The organism is Burkholderia sp. BCC0405 (assembly GCF_902833075.1).
In the GTDB taxonomy this organism is placed as follows: Bacteria; Pseudomonadota; Gammaproteobacteria; order Burkholderiales; family Burkholderiaceae; genus Burkholderia.
Window position 1 is genome coordinate 302,150 of record NZ_CADFEO010000002.1, and the last position, 17,189, is coordinate 319,338.

The 17,189-nt window shown below is 66.8% G+C and carries 13 protein-coding genes and 2 tRNA genes; 6 read left to right on the plus strand and 9 right to left on the minus strand.

Annotation, left to right across the window (positions count from 1 at the left end):
* Nucleotides 1-85 precede the first annotated feature (85 nt).
* The 3 genes from HWX36_RS04515 to HWX36_RS04525 all read right to left on the minus strand — a co-directional run bounded on the left by HWX36_RS04515 (nucleotide 86) and on the right by HWX36_RS04525 (nucleotide 782).
* Nucleotides 86-162 (minus strand) — tRNA-Met (locus HWX36_RS04515).
* A 206-nt stretch (nucleotides 163-368) separates the two neighbouring features.
* Nucleotides 369-443, minus strand: a tRNA-Arg gene (locus tag HWX36_RS04520).
* Nucleotides 444-599: 156 nt separating this feature from the next.
* Nucleotides 600-782, minus strand: a complete 183-nt coding sequence (locus tag HWX36_RS04525) for a rubredoxin (protein WP_011352822.1) — start codon at nucleotides 780-782, stop codon at nucleotides 600-602.
* Nucleotides 783-982: 200 nt separating this feature from the next.
* Here HWX36_RS04525 and HWX36_RS04530 point away from each other — a divergent pair, with 200 nt between their 5' ends.
* From HWX36_RS04530 to HWX36_RS04550, 5 genes are all read left to right on the plus strand, one after another.
* Complete coding sequence (locus tag HWX36_RS04530; protein ID WP_175951054.1) at nucleotides 983-1,387, plus strand: DUF4399 domain-containing protein; 405 nt, start codon at nucleotides 983-985, stop codon at nucleotides 1,385-1,387.
* Nucleotides 1,388-1,663: 276 nt separating this feature from the next.
* Nucleotides 1,664-3,649, plus strand: a complete 1,986-nt coding sequence (locus HWX36_RS04535; RefSeq protein WP_175951055.1) for an ATP-binding cassette domain-containing protein — start codon at nucleotides 1,664-1,666, stop codon at nucleotides 3,647-3,649.
* A 242-nt stretch (nucleotides 3,650-3,891) separates the two neighbouring features.
* Nucleotides 3,892-5,874, plus strand: coding sequence for a DNA topoisomerase IV subunit B (gene parE, locus HWX36_RS04540; protein ID WP_175951056.1), 1,983 nt, complete (start codon nucleotides 3,892-3,894; stop codon nucleotides 5,872-5,874).
* 69 nt (nucleotides 5,875-5,943) lie between these two features.
* Nucleotides 5,944-8,265: a DNA topoisomerase IV subunit A gene (gene parC, locus HWX36_RS04545; protein ID WP_175951057.1), complete on the plus strand. Its 2,322-nt coding sequence runs from the start codon at nucleotides 5,944-5,946 to the stop codon at nucleotides 8,263-8,265.
* 248 nt (nucleotides 8,266-8,513) lie between these two features.
* Entirely contained in the window at nucleotides 8,514-8,972 is a 459-nt protein-coding gene (locus tag HWX36_RS04550) for a CopD family protein (protein WP_085041971.1), read from the plus strand.
* 54 nt (nucleotides 8,973-9,026) lie between these two features.
* Here the strand turns inward: HWX36_RS04550 and HWX36_RS04555 are convergent, their stop codons facing one another.
* Nucleotides 9,027-9,911: a LysR family transcriptional regulator gene (locus HWX36_RS04555; protein WP_175951058.1), complete on the minus strand. Its 885-nt coding sequence runs from the start codon at nucleotides 9,909-9,911 to the stop codon at nucleotides 9,027-9,029.
* A 113-nt stretch (nucleotides 9,912-10,024) separates the two neighbouring features.
* On the opposite strand from HWX36_RS04555, the gene HWX36_RS04560 reads away from it, so the two are divergent.
* The gene (locus tag HWX36_RS04560; RefSeq protein ID WP_175951059.1) at nucleotides 10,025-10,471 is read left to right on the plus strand and encodes a multidrug/biocide efflux PACE transporter; all 447 of its coding nucleotides are present in this window, start codon (nucleotides 10,025-10,027) and stop codon (nucleotides 10,469-10,471) included.
* A gap of 75 nt (nucleotides 10,472-10,546) precedes the next feature.
* Here HWX36_RS04560 and HWX36_RS04565 read toward each other — a convergent pair whose 3' ends face one another.
* The 5 genes from HWX36_RS04565 to HWX36_RS04585 all read right to left on the minus strand — a co-directional run bounded on the left by HWX36_RS04565 (nucleotide 10,547) and on the right by HWX36_RS04585 (nucleotide 17,078).
* Complete coding sequence (locus HWX36_RS04565) at nucleotides 10,547-11,755, minus strand: chromate transporter (protein WP_175951060.1); 1,209 nt, start codon at nucleotides 11,753-11,755, stop codon at nucleotides 10,547-10,549.
* A 187-nt stretch (nucleotides 11,756-11,942) separates the two neighbouring features.
* On the minus strand, nucleotides 11,943-14,282 hold the full coding sequence (locus HWX36_RS04570; protein WP_175951061.1) for an EAL domain-containing protein: 2,340 nt from the start codon (nucleotides 14,280-14,282) through the stop codon (nucleotides 11,943-11,945).
* A 218-nt stretch (nucleotides 14,283-14,500) separates the two neighbouring features.
* Complete coding sequence (locus tag HWX36_RS04575) at nucleotides 14,501-15,382, minus strand: PhzF family phenazine biosynthesis protein (RefSeq protein ID WP_175951062.1); 882 nt, start codon at nucleotides 15,380-15,382, stop codon at nucleotides 14,501-14,503.
* Between the two features lie 13 nt (nucleotides 15,383-15,395).
* Nucleotides 15,396-15,854, minus strand: coding sequence for a RidA family protein (locus HWX36_RS04580; RefSeq protein ID WP_006478174.1), 459 nt, complete (start codon nucleotides 15,852-15,854; stop codon nucleotides 15,396-15,398).
* Between the two features lie 42 nt (nucleotides 15,855-15,896).
* Nucleotides 15,897-17,078, minus strand: coding sequence for a PLP-dependent aminotransferase family protein (locus tag HWX36_RS04585; protein ID WP_175951063.1), 1,182 nt, complete (start codon nucleotides 17,076-17,078; stop codon nucleotides 15,897-15,899).
* Between the last annotated feature and the right edge of the window lie 111 nt (nucleotides 17,079-17,189).

Consider the following 17,189-nt stretch of genomic DNA (forward strand, 5'->3'; position numbering starts at 1 on the left):
GCGCGGTGCAGGCAGTCAGCGCACACGCGGCAGGGCATGCGGAAAGCGAAAAGCCCGCTTGCTTTCGCAGAGCGGGCTTCGGTATTGGTTGCGGGGGTAGGATTTGAACCTACGACCTTCGGGTTATGAGCCCGACGAGCTGCCAGACTGCTCCACCCCGCGGCGCGAAGTGTACTAGGGCTGATGTGGGGAGTCAATCGATTGGTGACTTGCGTCGAGTGAATCTGCGCTTCACCTTCACCAAGCGTGACGATAGGGCGTGCAGTTTGGCTGCCGAGGCTTCCCGATCTGCTTCGACGTCAGGCGCTTTTCGTCGCCGTCGTTGCGGTGCTTGATCATGGGGAAGTGGATGAAGGCATGAGGATGGCTGGTCCCCCCGACAGGAATCGAACCTGTATCTAGCGCTTAGGAGGCGCTTGTTCTATCCATTGAACTACGGGGAGAGCCAAGTCCGGGTGATCGCAAAACACGCGAACCGGACGGCGGTGTGGACAGCGCGCAGAGTATAGCAAACACGCGGCGCGTCGGCGGGGCGGAATGCACGCCGGCGCGCGTGATCGCGCAATCGGCCGCGACCGGAAAATCAGAGCGTCAGCGAATCAGAAATCGACGACGACAAAATCTTCCTTGCCCACATCGCACAGCGGACAGCGCCAGTCGGCGGGAATGTCGGCGAAACGGGTGCCGGGTGCGAGGCCTTCGTCGGGCAGCCCTTCCGCTTCGTTATAGACCCACCCGCAAATCAGGCAGACCCAGCTCTGGTATTCGGTTACTTCGCTCATGTAGCGCTCAGGAAAAATGGAAATCCGGTGATGCCGTCCGCGGCCTGGCCGGCGGACGAAAGGCGCAATGGTACCGGAATTTCGCCGAACGGCTCCGCAACGTCGTGTTAAACGTACGCATCGCGAACAACGCAACCGAAGCACATATGCCCTGCGTGCGGTGTATGCTTCCCGGGCTGTCCAATCATAAGGAGAATACGATGCTGAACAGAAAGTGGATCGCGGGTGCGGTGTGTGTGGCGGCGATGGCCGTGTCGACGATGGCGCGGGCCGAGGCGCGCGTGTATTTCGAAGCGCCGAGCGAGGGCGCGACGGTGTCGAACCCGGTGCACGTGAAGTTCGGGGTCGAAGGGATGGAACTTCGACCGGCCGGCGACATGACGCCGAATACCGGCCATCATCACCTGCTGATCGACAGCCAGCCGGTCCCGAAGGGCGACGTGATTCCCGCGAACCAACGTTCACTGCACTTCGGCAAGGCGCAGACCGAAACCGATATCAAGCTGCCGCCCGGCCAGCATACGCTGACGCTGCAGTTCGGCGACGGCATGCACCGGTCGTACGGCCCCGAAATGAGCTCGACGATCTCGATCAATGTGAAGTAAGCGCGTGCGCCGCGTACGGGCGCCTTGGGCGTCCGGCGCGGCATGATCGATCGGCTGGCCGCAGGCATCCGGCCGACGCGGGCCTTTTGCCCGGAACCCGAGGCCGGCGTCCGCGACCGGAAGCCGGGCGCACCCGGTGTACCATGCGCATCGCATCGACGCGCTTCGCTGGGCACTGCCTGCCAGCCGTCGAAAGCGCGTTCCAGCCCGCCCCTCGACCCGTTTGCCGGGCTTATCCGTCCGGCCATACCGGTGGCGTCGCCCGCGACCGGTACAATGGGCGCTTCCGATTTCTCTCATCGCCGTCTCCCCATGTCGCTCTATTCCATTTCCGGCGCGCAGCTCGCGTTCGGTCACGTCGCGTTGCTCGATCACGCGGATTTCTCGCTGGAAGCCGGCGAGCGCGTCGGCCTGATAGGCCGCAACGGCGCGGGCAAGTCGTCGCTGTTGAAGATCGTCGCCGGGCTCGCGAAGCCCGACGACGGCCTGGTCACGCGCCAGCAGGAGCTCGTGACCGTCTATGTGCCGCAGGAGCCTGAATTCGAGCCGGGCGCGACGGTGTTCGACGCAGTGGCATCGGGGCTGGCGCACACGCGCGAACTGCTCGAAGAATACGATTCGATCGCGCACCGCTTGGCGGATATCCCCGAAGGCGCCGAGCACGATGCGTTGCTCGCGCGGATGAACGCGCTGCAGTCGTCGCTCGATGCGCACGACGCGTGGAGCTGGCGCACGCGCGTGTCGATGACGCTCGCGCAGATCGGCCTGGCGGACGTCGACGCGCCGGTCGACGCGCTGTCGGGCGGGATGCAGAAGCGCGTCGCGCTGGCGCGCGCGCTGGTGCTGCAGCCCGACGTGCTGCTGCTCGACGAACCGACCAACCACCTCGACTTCGACGGCATCCGCTGGCTGGAAGAGCTGCTCGTCGCGCAGCGCGCGGGCCTGCTGTTCATCACGCACGATCGCGCGTTCCTCGACCGCGTCGCGACGCGCATCGTCGATCTCGATCGCGGCCGGCTGCTGTCGTACCCGGGCAATTTCTCCGCGTACCAGACGCGCAAGGCGCAGCAGCTCGAAATCGAGCGCGTGGAAAACGAGAAGTTCGACAAGCTGCTCGCGCAGGAGGAAGTGTGGATCCGCAAGGGCGTCGAAGCACGCCGTACGCGCAGCGTCGGCCGCATCGCGCGGCTAGTCCAGATGCGCAACGAGCGCGCGGAGCGCCGCAACGCGCAGGGCAACGTGAAGCTCGACGTCGCGCAGGGCGAGAAGTCCGGCAAGATCGTCGCGGAGCTGACCGACGTGACGAAGCGCTACGGCGGCCGCACGGTCGTCGACCGCTTCTCGACGACGGTGATGCGTGGCGACAAGATCGGCTTCATCGGCCCGAACGGCGCCGGCAAGACGACTTTGCTCAAGCTGATTCTCGGCGAACTGAAGCCCGACGAAGGCACGGTGCGCACCGGCACGAACCTGCAGGTCGCGTATTTCGACCAGATGCGTGCGCAGCTCGACCAGGAAAAGAGCCTCGCGGATACGATCAGCCCCGGCAGCGAATGGGTCGAGATCGGTGGCGTGCGCAAGCACGTGATGAGCTATCTCGGCGATTTCCTGTTCGCGCCGGAACGCGCGCGTTCGCCGGTGAAGTCGCTGTCGGGCGGCGAGCGCAACCGGCTGCTGCTCGCGCGCCTGTTCGCGCGTCCGGCCAACGTGCTGGTGCTCGACGAACCGACCAACGACCTCGACATCCCGACGCTCGAATTGCTCGAGGAGCTGCTGGCCGACTACGACGGCACGGTGCTGCTCGTCAGCCACGATCGCGCGTTCCTCGACAACGTCGTGACGTCGGTGATCGCGGCCGAGGGTGACGGCAAGTGGCGCGAATATGTCGGCGGCTTCACCGACTGGCAGATCCAGAGCACGCGCGCGGATCAGCTCGCGCAGCAGGAAGCGGCCAAGCGCGCGGTCAAGGAGGCGACGCCCGTCAAGGAAGAGGCGGCGAAAAGCGCCGCGGGCCGCAACGCGCAACGCACGGTGAAGCTGTCGTTCAACGAGCAGCGCGAGCTCGATTCGCTGCCGGAGAAGATTGCCGCGCTCGAAGAGGAGCAGAAAACGATCAATGCGCAGCTCGAAGACGGCTCGATTTTCGCGAAGGATCCGCAGGAAGGCACGCGCCTGACCGAGCGGTTCGCGGCGATCGACGACGAATTGCTCGCCGCGCTCGAACGGTGGGAAACGCTCGAGGCGAAGCGCAAGCCCGCGTAAAACGCGTGACGCGTCGCGCGGCCGGCGGCCGCCGCGCGCGATTGCGCGATTGGCGTGCCACGCGGAACCAGTAAAATACCGCGCGTCCCGGGCAGCGCAGCGCACGCCGCGCGCCCGCTTTCGGAGCAGTCCAAGCACACCGTTGTTTCGATTCGCTTTTTTACGGAACTCAACGTTTTGTCCACGACGTTATCCACACGAGGTGTGGACAACGTCCCGATGAATGACGAAATTCAGCGCCTATGTCAACGAAGAAACCCAGCGCGGCCTATAGCGAAGCATCGATCAAGGTGCTCAAGGGTCTCGAGCCGGTCAAGCAGCGCCCCGGCATGTACACCCGTACCGAGAATCCGCTGCACATCATCCAGGAAGTGATCGACAACGCGTCCGACGAGGCGCTTGGCGGCTACGGCAAGCAGATCACGGTCACGCTGCATGCGGACCAGTCGGTGTCTGTCGAGGACGACGGCCGCGGCATCCCGTTCGGCATGCACCCGGAAGAGGGTGTGCCGGTCGTGGAGATCGTATTCACGCGCCTGCACGCGGGCGGCAAGTTCGACAAGGCCGCAGGCGGCGCCTATACGTTCTCGGGCGGCCTGCACGGCGTCGGCGTGTCGGTGACGAACGCGCTGGCGACGCGCCTCGACGTGACGGTCTGGCGCGACGGCAAGATCGCGGAACTCGGCTTCGCCGACGGCGACGTCGTGAAACCGCTCGCGACGCAAGGCGCGGGCCGCGGCGAGAAGAAGTCCGGCACGCGCGTGCAGGTGTGGCCGAATCCGAAGTATTTCGATTCGCCGAACCTGCCGCTCGGCGAACTGCAGCGCCTGCTGCGCTCGAAGGCCGTGCTGCTGCCGGGCGTCGAGGTCGTGCTCGTCAACGAGAAGACCGGCGAGCGCCAGACGTGGAAATATGAGGACGGCCTGCGCGGCTACCTGCTCGACGAAATGAACGGCAGCGAGCTGCTGATCCCGCTGTTCGAAGGCGAGCGTTTCGCCGATTCGCGTTCGGGCGACGACACCTTCGCCGAAGGCGAGGGCGCGTCGTGGGTCGTCGCATGGAGCGAGGAAGGCTCGCTCGTGCGTGAGTCGTACGTGAACCTGATCCCGACGCCGGCCGGCGGCACACACGAATCCGGCCTGCGCGACGGTCTCTACCAGGCGGTCAAGAGCTTCGTCGAACTGCACAACCTGCAGCCGAAGGGCGTGAAGTTGCTCGCGGAAGACGTGTTTGCGCGCGTGTCGTTCGTGCTGTCCGCGAAAGTGCTCGATCCGCAGTTCCAGGGGCAGATCAAGGAACGCCTGAACAGCCGCGACGCGGTGAAGCTCGTGTCGTCGTTCTCGCGTCCGGCACTGGAGCTGTGGCTGAACCAGCACGTCGAGCACGGCAAGAAGCTCGCCGAACTCGTGATCAAGCAGGCGCAGGCGCGCACGCGCGCGGGCCAGAAGGTCGAGAAGCGCAAGAGCTCGGGCGTCGCGGTGCTGCCCGGCAAGCTGACCGACTGCGAGACGGAAGATATCGCGCGCAACGAACTGTTCCTCGTCGAGGGCGACTCGGCGGGCGGCTCCGCGAAGATGGGCCGCGACAAGGAATACCAGGCGATCCTGCCGCTGCGCGGCAAGGTGCTGAACACGTGGGAAACCGAGCGCGACCGCCTGTTCGCGAACAACGAGGTGCACGACATCTCGGTCGCGATCGGCGTCGATCCGCACAGCCCGGACGACACCGTCGACCTGTCGAACCTGCGCTACGGCAAGATCTGCATCCTGTCGGACGCGGACGTCGACGGCTCGCACATCCAGGTGCTGCTGCTCACGCTGTTCTTCAAGCATTTCCCGCAACTGATCGAGCGCGGCCACGTGTACGTCGCGCGTCCGCCGCTGTTCCGCGTCGATGCGCCCGCGCGCGGCAAGAAGCCCGCGCAGAAGCTCTATGCGCTCGACGACGGCGAACTCGAAGCGATCCTCGACAAGCTGCGCAAGGACGGCGTGCGCGAGACGCAATGGAGCATCAGCCGCTTCAAGGGTCTCGGCGAAATGAGCGCCGAGCAGCTGTGGGATACGACGATGAACCCCGACACGCGCCGTCTGATGCCGGTGAAGCTCGGCGAGCTCGACTACGAGGCGACCGTCGCGCGCATGACGATGCTGATGGGCAAGGGCGAGGCAGCCGCGCGGCGCGGCTGGCTCGAGGAAAAGGGCAACGACGTCGAAGCGGATATCTAAGCCGAGCGCCCGCGCGGCCGGGGATGATACCCGGCCCGGCCTCACGCCACTTACGAATACGGAATTCAGATGGACGACAACACTTCCGATCTCTTCGCCGGTTCCGATGCACCGGACGCCGAAGCGCTGACGCTCGGCAACTACGCGGAGCAGGCGTATCTCAGCTACGCGGTCAGCGTCGTGAAGAGCCGCGCGCTGCCCGATGTCTGCGACGGCCAGAAGCCGGTGCAGCGCCGGATTCTCTACGCGATGAACGAAATGGGCCTCGGCCCGGACGCGAAGCCGGTGAAGTCGGCGCGCGTGGTCGGCGACGTGCTCGGTAAATACCACCCGCACGGCGACCAGTCGGCGTACGACGCACTGGTGCGTCTCGCGCAGGATTTCTCGCTGCGCTACCCGCTGATCGACGGGCAGGGCAACTTCGGCTCGCGCGACGGCGACGGCGCGGCGGCGATGCGATACACCGAAGCACGCCTCACGCCGATCGCGAAGCTGCTGCTCGACGAGATCGACCAGGGCACGGTCGACTTCATGCCGAACTACGACGGCTCGTTCGAGGAGCCGAAGACGCTGCCGAGCCGCATGCCGTTCGTGCTGCTGAACGGCGCGTCGGGCATCGCGGTCGGTCTTGCGACCGAAATCCCTTCGCACAACCTGCGCGAAGTCGCGGCGGCGGCGGTCGCGCTGATCCGTAATCCGAAGCTCACGCACGCGGAGCTGATGAACCTGATTCCCGGCCCGGATTTCCCGGGCGGCGGCCAGATCATCTCGAGCGACACGGAAATCGCGGCGGCCTATGAAACCGGCCGCGGCAGCCTGAAGGTGCGCGCGAAATGGAAGATCGAGGAGCTTGCGCGCGGCCAGTGGCAGCTCGTCGTCACCGAGCTGCCGCCGAGCACGTCGGGCCAGAAGGTGCTCGAGGAAATCGAGGAGCTGACGAACCCGAAGCTCAAGCTCGGCAAGAAGACGCTCACGCCCGAGCAGCTCAACACGAAGAAGGCGATGCTCGACCTGCTCGACGCAGTGCGCGACGAGTCGGGCAAGGAAGCGGCGGTGCGGCTCGTGTTCGAGCCGAAGTCGCGCACGATCGACCAGACGGAATTCGTGAACACGCTGCTCGCGTATACGAGCCTCGAATCGAACGCGACGCTGAACCTCGTGATGATCGGCGCCGATGGCCGGCCGGGCCAGAAGGGCCTGCTGACGATCCTCGACGAGTGGGTGAAGTTCCGCCAGCTGACGATGACGCGCCGGTGCCGCCATCGTCTCGCGAAGGTCGACGACCGCATCCACATCCTCGAAGGGCGGATGATCGTCTTCCTGAACATCGACGAGGTGATTCGCATCATCCGCGAGTCGGACGAGCCGAAGGCCGCGCTGATGAGCGCGTTCGGCCTCAGCGAACGGCAGGCGGAAGACATTCTCGAAATCCGCCTGCGCCAGCTCGCGCGTCTCGAGAAGATCAAGATCGAGAAGGAGCTCGAAGCGCTGCGCGACGAAAAGGCGAAGCTCGAGGAACTGCTCGCGAACGAAAGCGCGATGAAGCGGCTGATGATCAAGGAGATCGAGGCCGACGCGAAGCAGTACGGCGACGATCGCCGTACGCTGATCCAGCAGGAAAAGCGCGCGACGTTCGAGGCGAAGGTGGTCGACGAACCGGTGACGGTCGTCGTGTCGCAGAAGGGCTGGGTGCGTGCATTGAAGGGCCACGGGCTCGACCCGGCCGGCTTCACGTTCAAGGCGGGCGACCACCTGTACGCGGCGTTCCAGTGCCGCACGCCCGACCGCCTGATCGCGTGGGGCAGCAGCGGCCGCGTGTACTCGGTGGACGTGTCGGTGCTGCCGGGCGGGCGCGGCGACGGCGTGCCCGTCACGTCGCTGATCGAGCTCGAATCGGGCTCGCACCTGATGCATTACTTCGCGGCGCCGGCCGACCAGCAACTGCTGCTCGCGTCGAGCAACGGCTTTGGCTTCCTCGCGAAGGTCGGCGACATGGTGAGCCGCGTGAAGGCCGGTAAGGCGTTCATGACGATCGACGCAGGCGCGGTGCCGCTCGCGCCGATGCCGGTGCTGCCGAAAGCAACGCAGATTGCGTGCCTGTCGAGCGGCGGCCGCCTGCTCGTGTTCGGGATGGACGAGATGAAGACGCTGTCCGGCGGCGGGCGCGGCGTGATCCTGATGGCGCTCGACGACAAGGAAACGCTCGTTCAGGCGCTCGCGATCGATCCGGCGGGCGTCGTGCTGATCGGCACCGGCCGCGGCGGCAAGGCGATGGACGAGACGCTGTCGTATGCGGGGCTGGCGCCGCACGTCGGCAAGCGCGCACGCAAGGGCCGCGCGCCGGACACGAAGCTCAAGGTCGTCAGCGAGCTGCGTCCGCTACTCGGCTGACGCTGCGCACGTTCGATCGTCCGGCTCGGCCGCGATCGAAGGCCGCACCTCCGCTTCGGCGGACGTGCGGCCTTTTCTTTTGGTGGGGGATGCGGGTAAGCAAGCGTGGCGATGTCGCGCGGAACTTGCAAAATAGTGTGAAATCGCGCCTGGGGTCTGAACCGTGCGGCGACAATCCGGTCGAACGTCGCTTGAGCCGCGTGCGACGCGGCCGTTCGCCGCACCCAACTCCTCACAGGATCGCCGTCATGTCCCATGCTGTCTCCGTCGCGCTGTTTCTTCATCTGCTGGCCGTCGCCGTGTGGGTGGGCGGGATGGTCTTCGCCAACTTCTGCCTGCGTCCGGCGCTGTCCGACCTGTCGCCGCAGCTTCGGTTGCCGCTGATCGAAGGCGTGTTCGGCCGCTTCTTCAACTGGGTTTCGGGTTCCGTGATCGTGATCCTGCTGTCCGGCGGCTTCCTGCTCGTGGAATTCGGCGGCGCGCACGCGACGTGGTCGCTGCACGCGATGGCCGGGCTCGGCGTCGTGATGATGCTGATCTTCGGGCATATCCGGTTCGCGCTGTTCCCGCGCATCCGCCGTGCCGTGCAGGCGCAGAAGTGGCCGGACGGCGCACGCGCGGTGAATACGGTGCGCTTGCTCGTCCTCGTGAACCTCGTGCTCGGCGTCGTCACGATCGGCGCGGCGGTGTTGTCGCGCGGGTTCTGATCGACCCGGGGCCCGCCGGCCCGCGTGCAGCCGCCGGTGCACCGGCAAGCGCCGTTACGCGGCCAGCATCGCATCGAGCAGCCATGAGCCGACCGGGCCGAGCGGCCGGTTGCGCGACCAGACCGCATCGACCCGTACGCGGCGCGGCCAGCCGCGTGCGCGCAGCTCGCACAGGCGATCGCGCGCAAAGTGGTCGACCATCCAGCGCGGCAGTTCGGCCCACCCGAAGCCGAGCACGGCCATCTCCAGCAGCATCAGGTAGCTCGGCGCCAGCCAGTGCTGCGTGCCGACGACGATCCGGTCGTCGGCGCCGCGGCCTTCCGTTTTCACATAGGTATTGAGGCGCAGTTCGCGCACGTCGCACAGCGCGGCGTGCGGCACGTCGGCATCGCCGTATTCGGCGAGCGCGTGCGTGCGGCCGACGAACAGCCCGATCTCCGACTCCTCCGCGATCGTCGCCGCGCCGATATCGGCCGGGTAGCTCGCCCGCGCGGCCATCAGCCCGAGCTGCGCGCGCCCCTGCTGGATCAGGTCGAGCACGTCCTCGTGCTCGGCGATCTGGCATTCGAGCTCGAGCGCCGGAAAGCGCTGTTCGAGCGCCATCAACGTTTCCTCGTAGCGCTTCGACTGGTACGTATCGGACACGACCAGCGTCAGCCGCGCTTCTTCGCCACGCGCCAGCCGCGCGGCCGTGCGGTCGATCGCCGCGCCGGCTTCGAGCGCGCGCTGCACCTGCGGCAACAGTGCGCGCCCGGCGTCGGTCAGCGTCGGTGCGCGCGTCGAGCGGTCGAACAACTGCACGCCGAGATCGATCTCGAGGTTCGCGATCGCCTCCGACACGGTCGACTGGCGCTTGCCGAGCTTGCGCGCAGCGGCCGTGAACGAGCCGAGCGAGGCGGCTTCGGCGAATGCGAGCAGGGCTTCGGGTGCGTGGCGCATGCGGCGCTCCGGATGGCGATATATCGGTAAAACCGATGATATCAAACTGGATTCATACGGTTTCGCCGATCAAAATGGCTGCCATCAGTGAAGTACACGAATCGGAGTGAATCATGAAACAGGTCAACAAAACGGTGACGGAACGGCTGCTGCATGCACTGACGTTCGAGCTGGTTGCGATCGCGCTGTGCGCGCCGATCGGCGCGTGGCTGCTCGACATGCCGGTGGCGCACGTCGGCGTGCTGACGGTGATGGTGTCGCTGATCGCGATGGCGTGGAACATGGCGTTCAACACGCTGTTCGACCGCTTCGAGCGGCGGGCGGGATTGACGCGCACGCTCGGCATGCGGATCGCGCATGCGCTCATGTTCGAGCTCGGCCTCGTCGCGATGGTGGTGCCGGTAGCCGCGTGGTGGCTGAACGTGAGCCTCGTCGAGGCGCTGCTGCTCGACCTCGGCATCGTGCTGTTCTTCCTGCCTTACACGTTCTGCTTCAACCTCGCTTACGACGCGCTGCGCGCCCGCTGGATGGCGCGCCGGGTTGCGGTGCAGGCAGGTTGAGGACGAACTGGACGGACGAGAGAGGCGACAGGGGCGAATGCCGGTAGCACCCGGCGGGGCGGCGGCGGTCGCCCGTCAGCGCGCGGCGGCCAGCAGCCACACGCCGCACGCAACCGCGACCGTGCCGTACACGGCGTAGACGGGCACCTTGAAGCGCGCAAAGCATAGCGTCGCGAAGGCGCCCGTCAGCCAGTAAACGGGGTCGGCCGGTTCTCGGTACAGGATCCTCACGACGGCGACGACCAGAAAACCCGTCGTCGCGGCACGCAGCAGGCGCATCCCGTGCTCGAAGCGCGAATGGCGCTTGAGCCGGAAGAGGTGGTTCTGCGCAAACACGACGAGGCACCCCGACGGAATGAACAGCGCGGCCGTCGCGAGCAGCGCGCCGACCCAGCCGTCGGTCAGGTAGCCGAGAAACGGCACGACGTTCAGCAGCGGTCCCGGCGCGACAGGGGACAGGGCGAACGCAAGCGTGAAGTCGTGATCGGAGATGCCCGTTGCGGGCGTGACGAACAGCGTCTTGAGCACGGGCAGCGCGGAAAAGCCGCCGCCGAACAGCGTCATGCCGGCGCCGGCGAGGCGAGGCCACAGCAGCGTCGCCTGGTAATCGCCGGGCAGCGGCACCGCGAACAGCGTGACGAGCACGCCGAGCAGCACGAGCAGGTTACGGTCGCGGGTCGACAGCGTGAAATCGACTGCGTCGCGTTGCGGCGGCCCGGTCAGCCAGCCCGCCGCGAATGCCGCGAAGAGAATCCCGACGAAGGCGGCCGCATTATGCGCGAAAGCGAGCAGAATCGTCGACAGCGCGGCGATCAACTGTTCGCGCCGTGTGCGCGCGAGCGAGCGCAGCTGCTTGGCCCACGTGACGCCGATCAGCGCGGCGAGCACCATCCCGAAGTGATTGATCAGCATCGGCGCGGCCAGCGAGCGCACGAGCGGCGTGCGATAGAAGATCGCGAACAGCGTCATCAGGATGGAGAACGGCAGCACGCTGGCGATGCCGGCGATCCACGCGCCGGCGCGGCCGTGCAGGATCTGGCCGACCTGCACCGCGACGTTGCAGCCGACGGGGCCCGGCACCAGCCAGGCAAGGGCGACGAGATCGCCGAATACGTTGGGCTCGATGCGCCGCAGCCGTTCCACGTAGTGGCGTTCGAGCTGCGCCATCATCGACAGCCCGCCCCACGAGACCGCCGAAATGCTGGCGACGACCTTGAACAGGTCCCACAGGGACGCCTGCGCCTGTTCGACATCAGCGGTCGCTTCGATTTCGACGGTGGTCATGTTGGTGGTATGGGCACGGAGCCCGATCTCTCGCGTGTGACCATGCCGGCGGCCCGCCGACACGTTGGCCCTCCCGATTGTCCACCGCGCACCGTGACACTGCCATGCGCGAAAACGCTAGTTCATGAACCAGGCAATCGGATCGGAAAACGAAACAATGACGGCGCGCGCCACGGCCGCGGGGCGATTACGCGCCCGTGCTGCCGGTCGCGCGGTGCGCGATCACGTTCGGCGAGTCGCCGCGCACGCCGAAGCGTGCGATCAGCGCAGGAATCGCGTCGGCCGGCACCGGTCGCGAGAACAGGAAGCCCTGCGCCTCGATCTCGCCGAGCGCGGCCAGCCACGTGATCTGCTCCTCGGTTTCCGTGCCTTCGACGACGACGGTCAGGCCAAGCGAGCGCGCGAGGTGCACGATCGACGACACCATCACGCACACGCTGCGATCGTTCGGGATGGCCTGCACGAACGAGCGGTCGACCTTCAGCGTGTCGACGGAGAAGCGGTGCAGGTACGACAGCGACGAATAGCCGGTGCCGAAATCGTCGAGTGCGATCCGGATACCGAGCTTCTTCAGTGCGACGATCTTCTCGGACACGAGCTCCGGATATTCCATCATCGCGGTTTCGGTGATCTCGATTTCGAGCCGGTTCGCGTCGATGCCGGTTTCCTGCAGCGTGCGCGAGATCGTCTCGATCAGGTCGCCGCGCCAGAACTGCACGGGCGAGATGTTGACCGCGAGCGTCAGCGTGTCGTGGCCTTCGTCGCGCCAGCGCGCGATCTGCTCGCATGCGGTGCGGATCACGAAGTCGCCGATCGGCACGATCAGGCCGGTCGATTCGGCAATCGAAATGAATTCGTTCGCGGAGATGATCCCGTGCTCGGGGTGATCCCAGCGTGCGAGCGCCTCGAAGCCGGTGATGTGGCGGTGCGTGAGGTCGATCTTCGGCTGGTACGCGAGGAACAGCTGCCCCTCGGCGAGCGCGACACGCAGTTGCTGTTCCCAGCGCATCAGGTGGTCGGCGCGGTGCGACAGGTGCGGCGCATAGAACTGGTAACAGTTCTTGCCGGCGTCCTTCGCGCTGTACATCGCCAGGTCGGCCTTCTTCAGCAGGTCGATCTCGCTTTCGTTCGCGACGGAGTGCAGCGCGATGCCGATGCTCGCATGCAGCACGAACGAACTGCCGCGCACGTCGAACGGGTCGCCGAACATCCGGATGATCGCTTCCGCGAGCCGCACCGCGCGCCGCTCGACGTCGTCGCCCTTCATCACCACGACGAATTCGTCGCCGCCGATGCGCGCGAGCGAGCCTTCGTCGCCGACCGCATCGGACAGGCGCGACGCGGTCATCTGCAGCACGATGTCGCCGGCGTTGTGGCCGAGCGTGTCGTTGACGGTCTTGAAGTTGTCGAGATCGATGAACAGCAGCCCGAGCCGCGACAGGCTCGCCGGCATCGACACGTCGTTGCGCAGCCCGCGCAGCGTCGCGTAGCGGTTCGCGAGGCCGGTGAGCAGGTCGTATTCGGCGAGCTGCGTCATTTCGCGCTCACGGCCGAGCAGCTTGCCGATCAGGCCCGTCGCGACGCCGAAGAACGCGAGCATCGCGAGCGTGATGAAGCTCGTCATCAGCAGGTAGACGTTGCGCGTGTGGTAGTAGTCCGCGAATTCCTCGGTTTGCGACAGCCCGACCATCACCGCGAGCGGGTAGCCGTCGAGGTGGCGGTACGACACGATGCGCGTCACGCCGTCGATCGGGTCGATGATCGTGCCCGTCACGCGCTCGGCGATCGGGTAGACGCCCGACGCCGAAAACGCGCCGGGCGCGTTGCTGACCGAGCCCGTGCGCCGCGCGAGCACGGCGCCCGTATCGGACACGACCGCGATCACGCCTTCCTTGCCGATCGCCGCGTTGTTGTAGAAGTCGTTCGTGAAGTAGCTCGGGTCTTCCGACACGACGACGATGCCCGCGAAGCTGCCGTCCGGGTTGTTCAGGCGCCGCGTCATCTGCAGCGTCCAGTGGCTCGACACGCGGCCGAGCACGGGCTTGCTGATGAACAGGCGGTCGTCGTTGTGCGCGAGGTGGACCTTGAAGTGCTCGCGGTCGGACAAGTTGATCGGCTGCGGGTGAAGCTCGGCCGTGTTGGCGAACAGGATGCCCTTCGCGTTGACGAGCGACACCTGGATCAGCGTGTCGCTCGGCACGACGCCTTTCTCGACGGCGCTGGCGAGGTTGAAGCGCGCGGGCGACTTCTCGAATTCGAACTTGACGAAGCGGGTGATCTGGTCGACCTGGTGGATCGCCTTGACCGTATGCTGCTCGAGCGCGGAGGACAGGATCGCCGCGGAAGCCGCTGCTTCCTTGTACGCGCTGTCCTTTTCCACCGACAGACGCGCGATGATCACGGCCCACAGCAGCGCAAGCGCCAGCATCCCGAGCAGCGGGATCGCAAATAGCGCCCGCCGGCGCGATTTGCGCGGCGCGCGTAGCGGCCGGGTCGGCGGCGTGTGGTTGGACCGGGCGGAGCTCATCGAAGAGGGTGGCGTCCTGCTCGCGTGCGCCATCCGTCCGGATGGCTGGCTATGGTTCGGGTTGTCCCGACGTCTGTTCGTTCGCGGGACACGCAACCATGGACAGACCTCCGAAACAACGGATTAGGCCCGATATTACTGGCTGGAACGTTTTTGCGATAGCTGGGCGAATCGTAGGGGGCGCCGGACGGGCCGGCGCCGTCGCACATCGCGAAATGTCAGGCGGGTGACAGGAAGGTGCCGTCGACGACCGTGACGACATGGCCGCCGATCCACGTGGTGCCGTCTTCGTCGTAGCTGACGACGATGCGGCCGTCACGGCCGATCGCCGTACCCTGGCGGGCCGTATACGACTGGCCGGGGCGGCGTTCCTGCCGCGTCAGCAGCCCGGCGAGCGCGGCGTTTGCGCTGCCGGTGACGGGATCCTCGCCGAAGCCGAAGTTGCCGCCCGTCATCAGGCAGCGGATTTCGAACGTCGCGGGGCCGCCTTCGGCGTGCGGCGCGTAAAGCGCGACGCCGTCCGTGCCGTAGCGGCGCGTGAGCGCCGCCAGCGCGGCCGGATCGGGCGTCAGGCCGATGCAGGCGTCTGCCGACTTCAGCCGCACGACCAGCCACGGTGCGCCGTTGTCGACCGCGCAAGGCTCGGCATCCAGATCGAGCGCGTCGCTGCGCAACGCGGCGGCCAGCGCCGCGTAGTCCGACCGGTCGAGCGGCGTGACGCGGGCCGGCGGCGCGGCGAACGCCCAGCTGTCGGCCTGCTCGCGCAGCGCGACCCGGCCGACCCCGCACTGCTGGATCAGCCGGCCCGGCGTGCGCGGCTGTGCGCCGCTTTCCAGGAACGCGTGCGCGGTGCCCAGCGTCGGGTGGCCGGCGAACGGCAGCTCGCCCTCCGTCGTGAAGATCCGGACGCGGTAGTCGGCTTCCGGATCGGTGGGCGTGCAGAGGAACGTCGTTTCCGACAGGTTCGTCCAGCGGGCGATCGCGAGCATGTCGGCGTCGCCGAGCGAATCGGCGTCGAACACCACGGCGAGCGGGTTGCCCTTGAACGGCACCGACGTGAAGACGTCGACCTGCTTGAAGCGCACGAGCTGAGTGGGCATCGCGGCGCGCCTGTTACGCGACTTCGGCGATCAGCTCGATTTCGACGCACGCGCCGAGCGGGATCTGCGCCACGCCGAATGCCGAGCGCGCGTGCTTGCCTGCGTCGCCGAACACTTCCGCGATCAGTTCCGACGCGCCGTTCGTCACGACGTGCTGTTCGGTGAAGTCGAGCGTCGAGTTGACGAGGCTCATCAGCTTGACGATGCGCGTGACCTTGTTCAGGTCGCCGGTGTGGGCGTGCAGCGTCGCGAGCAGGTCGATCGCGATCGAGCGGGCGGCGGCCTTGCCGTCTTCCGTCTGCAGATCCGCGCCGAGCTTGCCGGCCCAGACCTTGCCGTCCTTCTTCGCGATGTGGCCCGACAGGTAGACCGTGTTGCCGCTTTGCGCGCTCATCACGTAGGCGGCGGCCGGTGCGCCGGCGGTCGGGAGCTCGATGCCGAGCGACTTCAGCTTGTCGTAGACGTTAGCCATGTGTTCGATTCCTCGTAAAGGGTCGTGACAGGAAAAAGGGGATCAGAGGCGCTCGCGCAGCAGCTTGCCGAGGCGCGCGACGCCTTCCTCGATCTTCTCGGGCGGCACCGTCACGAACGACAGGCGCAGCGTGTTCTGCTGCGCGTTGTCCGCGAAGAACGGCGCGCCCGGCACGAACGCGACGTGGTTGTCGACGGCCGTGGCGAGCAGCTTCATGCTGTCGATCTGCCCGGGCAGGTTCACCCAGATGAACATCCCGCCTTCCGGGCGGTTCCACGTGACGCCTTCCGGCATGTGGCGCTCGAGCGCGCCGAGCATCGCGTCGCACTGCGCGCTGTACAGCTCGCGGATCGTCGGGATGTGCTCGTCGAGGAAGCCGTCCTTGATCACTTCGTGCGCGATGCGCTGCGTGAGCGTCGGCGTGTGCAGGTCGGTGGCCTGCTTGGCCTGCACGAGCTTGAAGTGGAGTTCCTCGGGCGCAATGATGTAGCCGATCCGCAGGCCCGGCGCGAGCACCTTCGAGAACGTACCGAGGTGCACGATGTGGTCGGGCGCCATCGACAGCATCGTCGGCAGCGGCTCGCCGCGGTAGTTCAGCGCGCCGTACGGATCGTCTTCCAGCACCGGGAACGGGCTCGACTGCGCGAACGCGGCAAGCGCGCGGCGGCGCTCGACGGGCAGGCGGCGGCCGGTCGGGTTCTGGAAGTTCGGCTGCGCGTACAGCAGGCGCGCGCCTTGCGTGAGTTCGGGCGTGAGGCCGTCCGGCAGCAGGCCCTGTTCGTCGGTCGGCACCTGCACGTAGCGCGGCTCGTACAGCGAGAACGACTGCAGCGCGCCGAGGTAGGTCGGGGTTTCGACGAGGATCGGGCTGCCCGGATCGACGAGCGCCTTGCCGAGCAGGTCGAGCGCCTGCTGCGAGCCGGTCGTGATCAGCACCTGCGACACGCGCACGCTGTAGCGCTCGGCGATCCATTCGCGCAGCGGCAGGTAGCCTTCGGTCGCGCTGTACTGGAGCGCGGCGGCCGGCGCGTCGCGCAGCACGCGATCGGCGGCCGCGCGCATGCGTTCGGCCGGGAACGTGGCAGGGGCGGGCAGGCCGCCGGCGAACGAGATGACCTCGGGGCGTTCCGTGACCTTCAGGATTTCGCGGATGGCAGAGCTCGTCAGCTTGCGTGCGCGTTCGGAAAGCTGCCAGTGCGGCGGATGCAGGTCGCTCGGATTCATAGTCTCCTCGTTCGGATATCGTGGTCAGTCAAGAAAGGTCGTTCGGGCAAATCGCTTCGACGCCGCCGGGTGGGCAGGCACGAGCGCGATCGAGCCTTCGCGGCCGGGTGG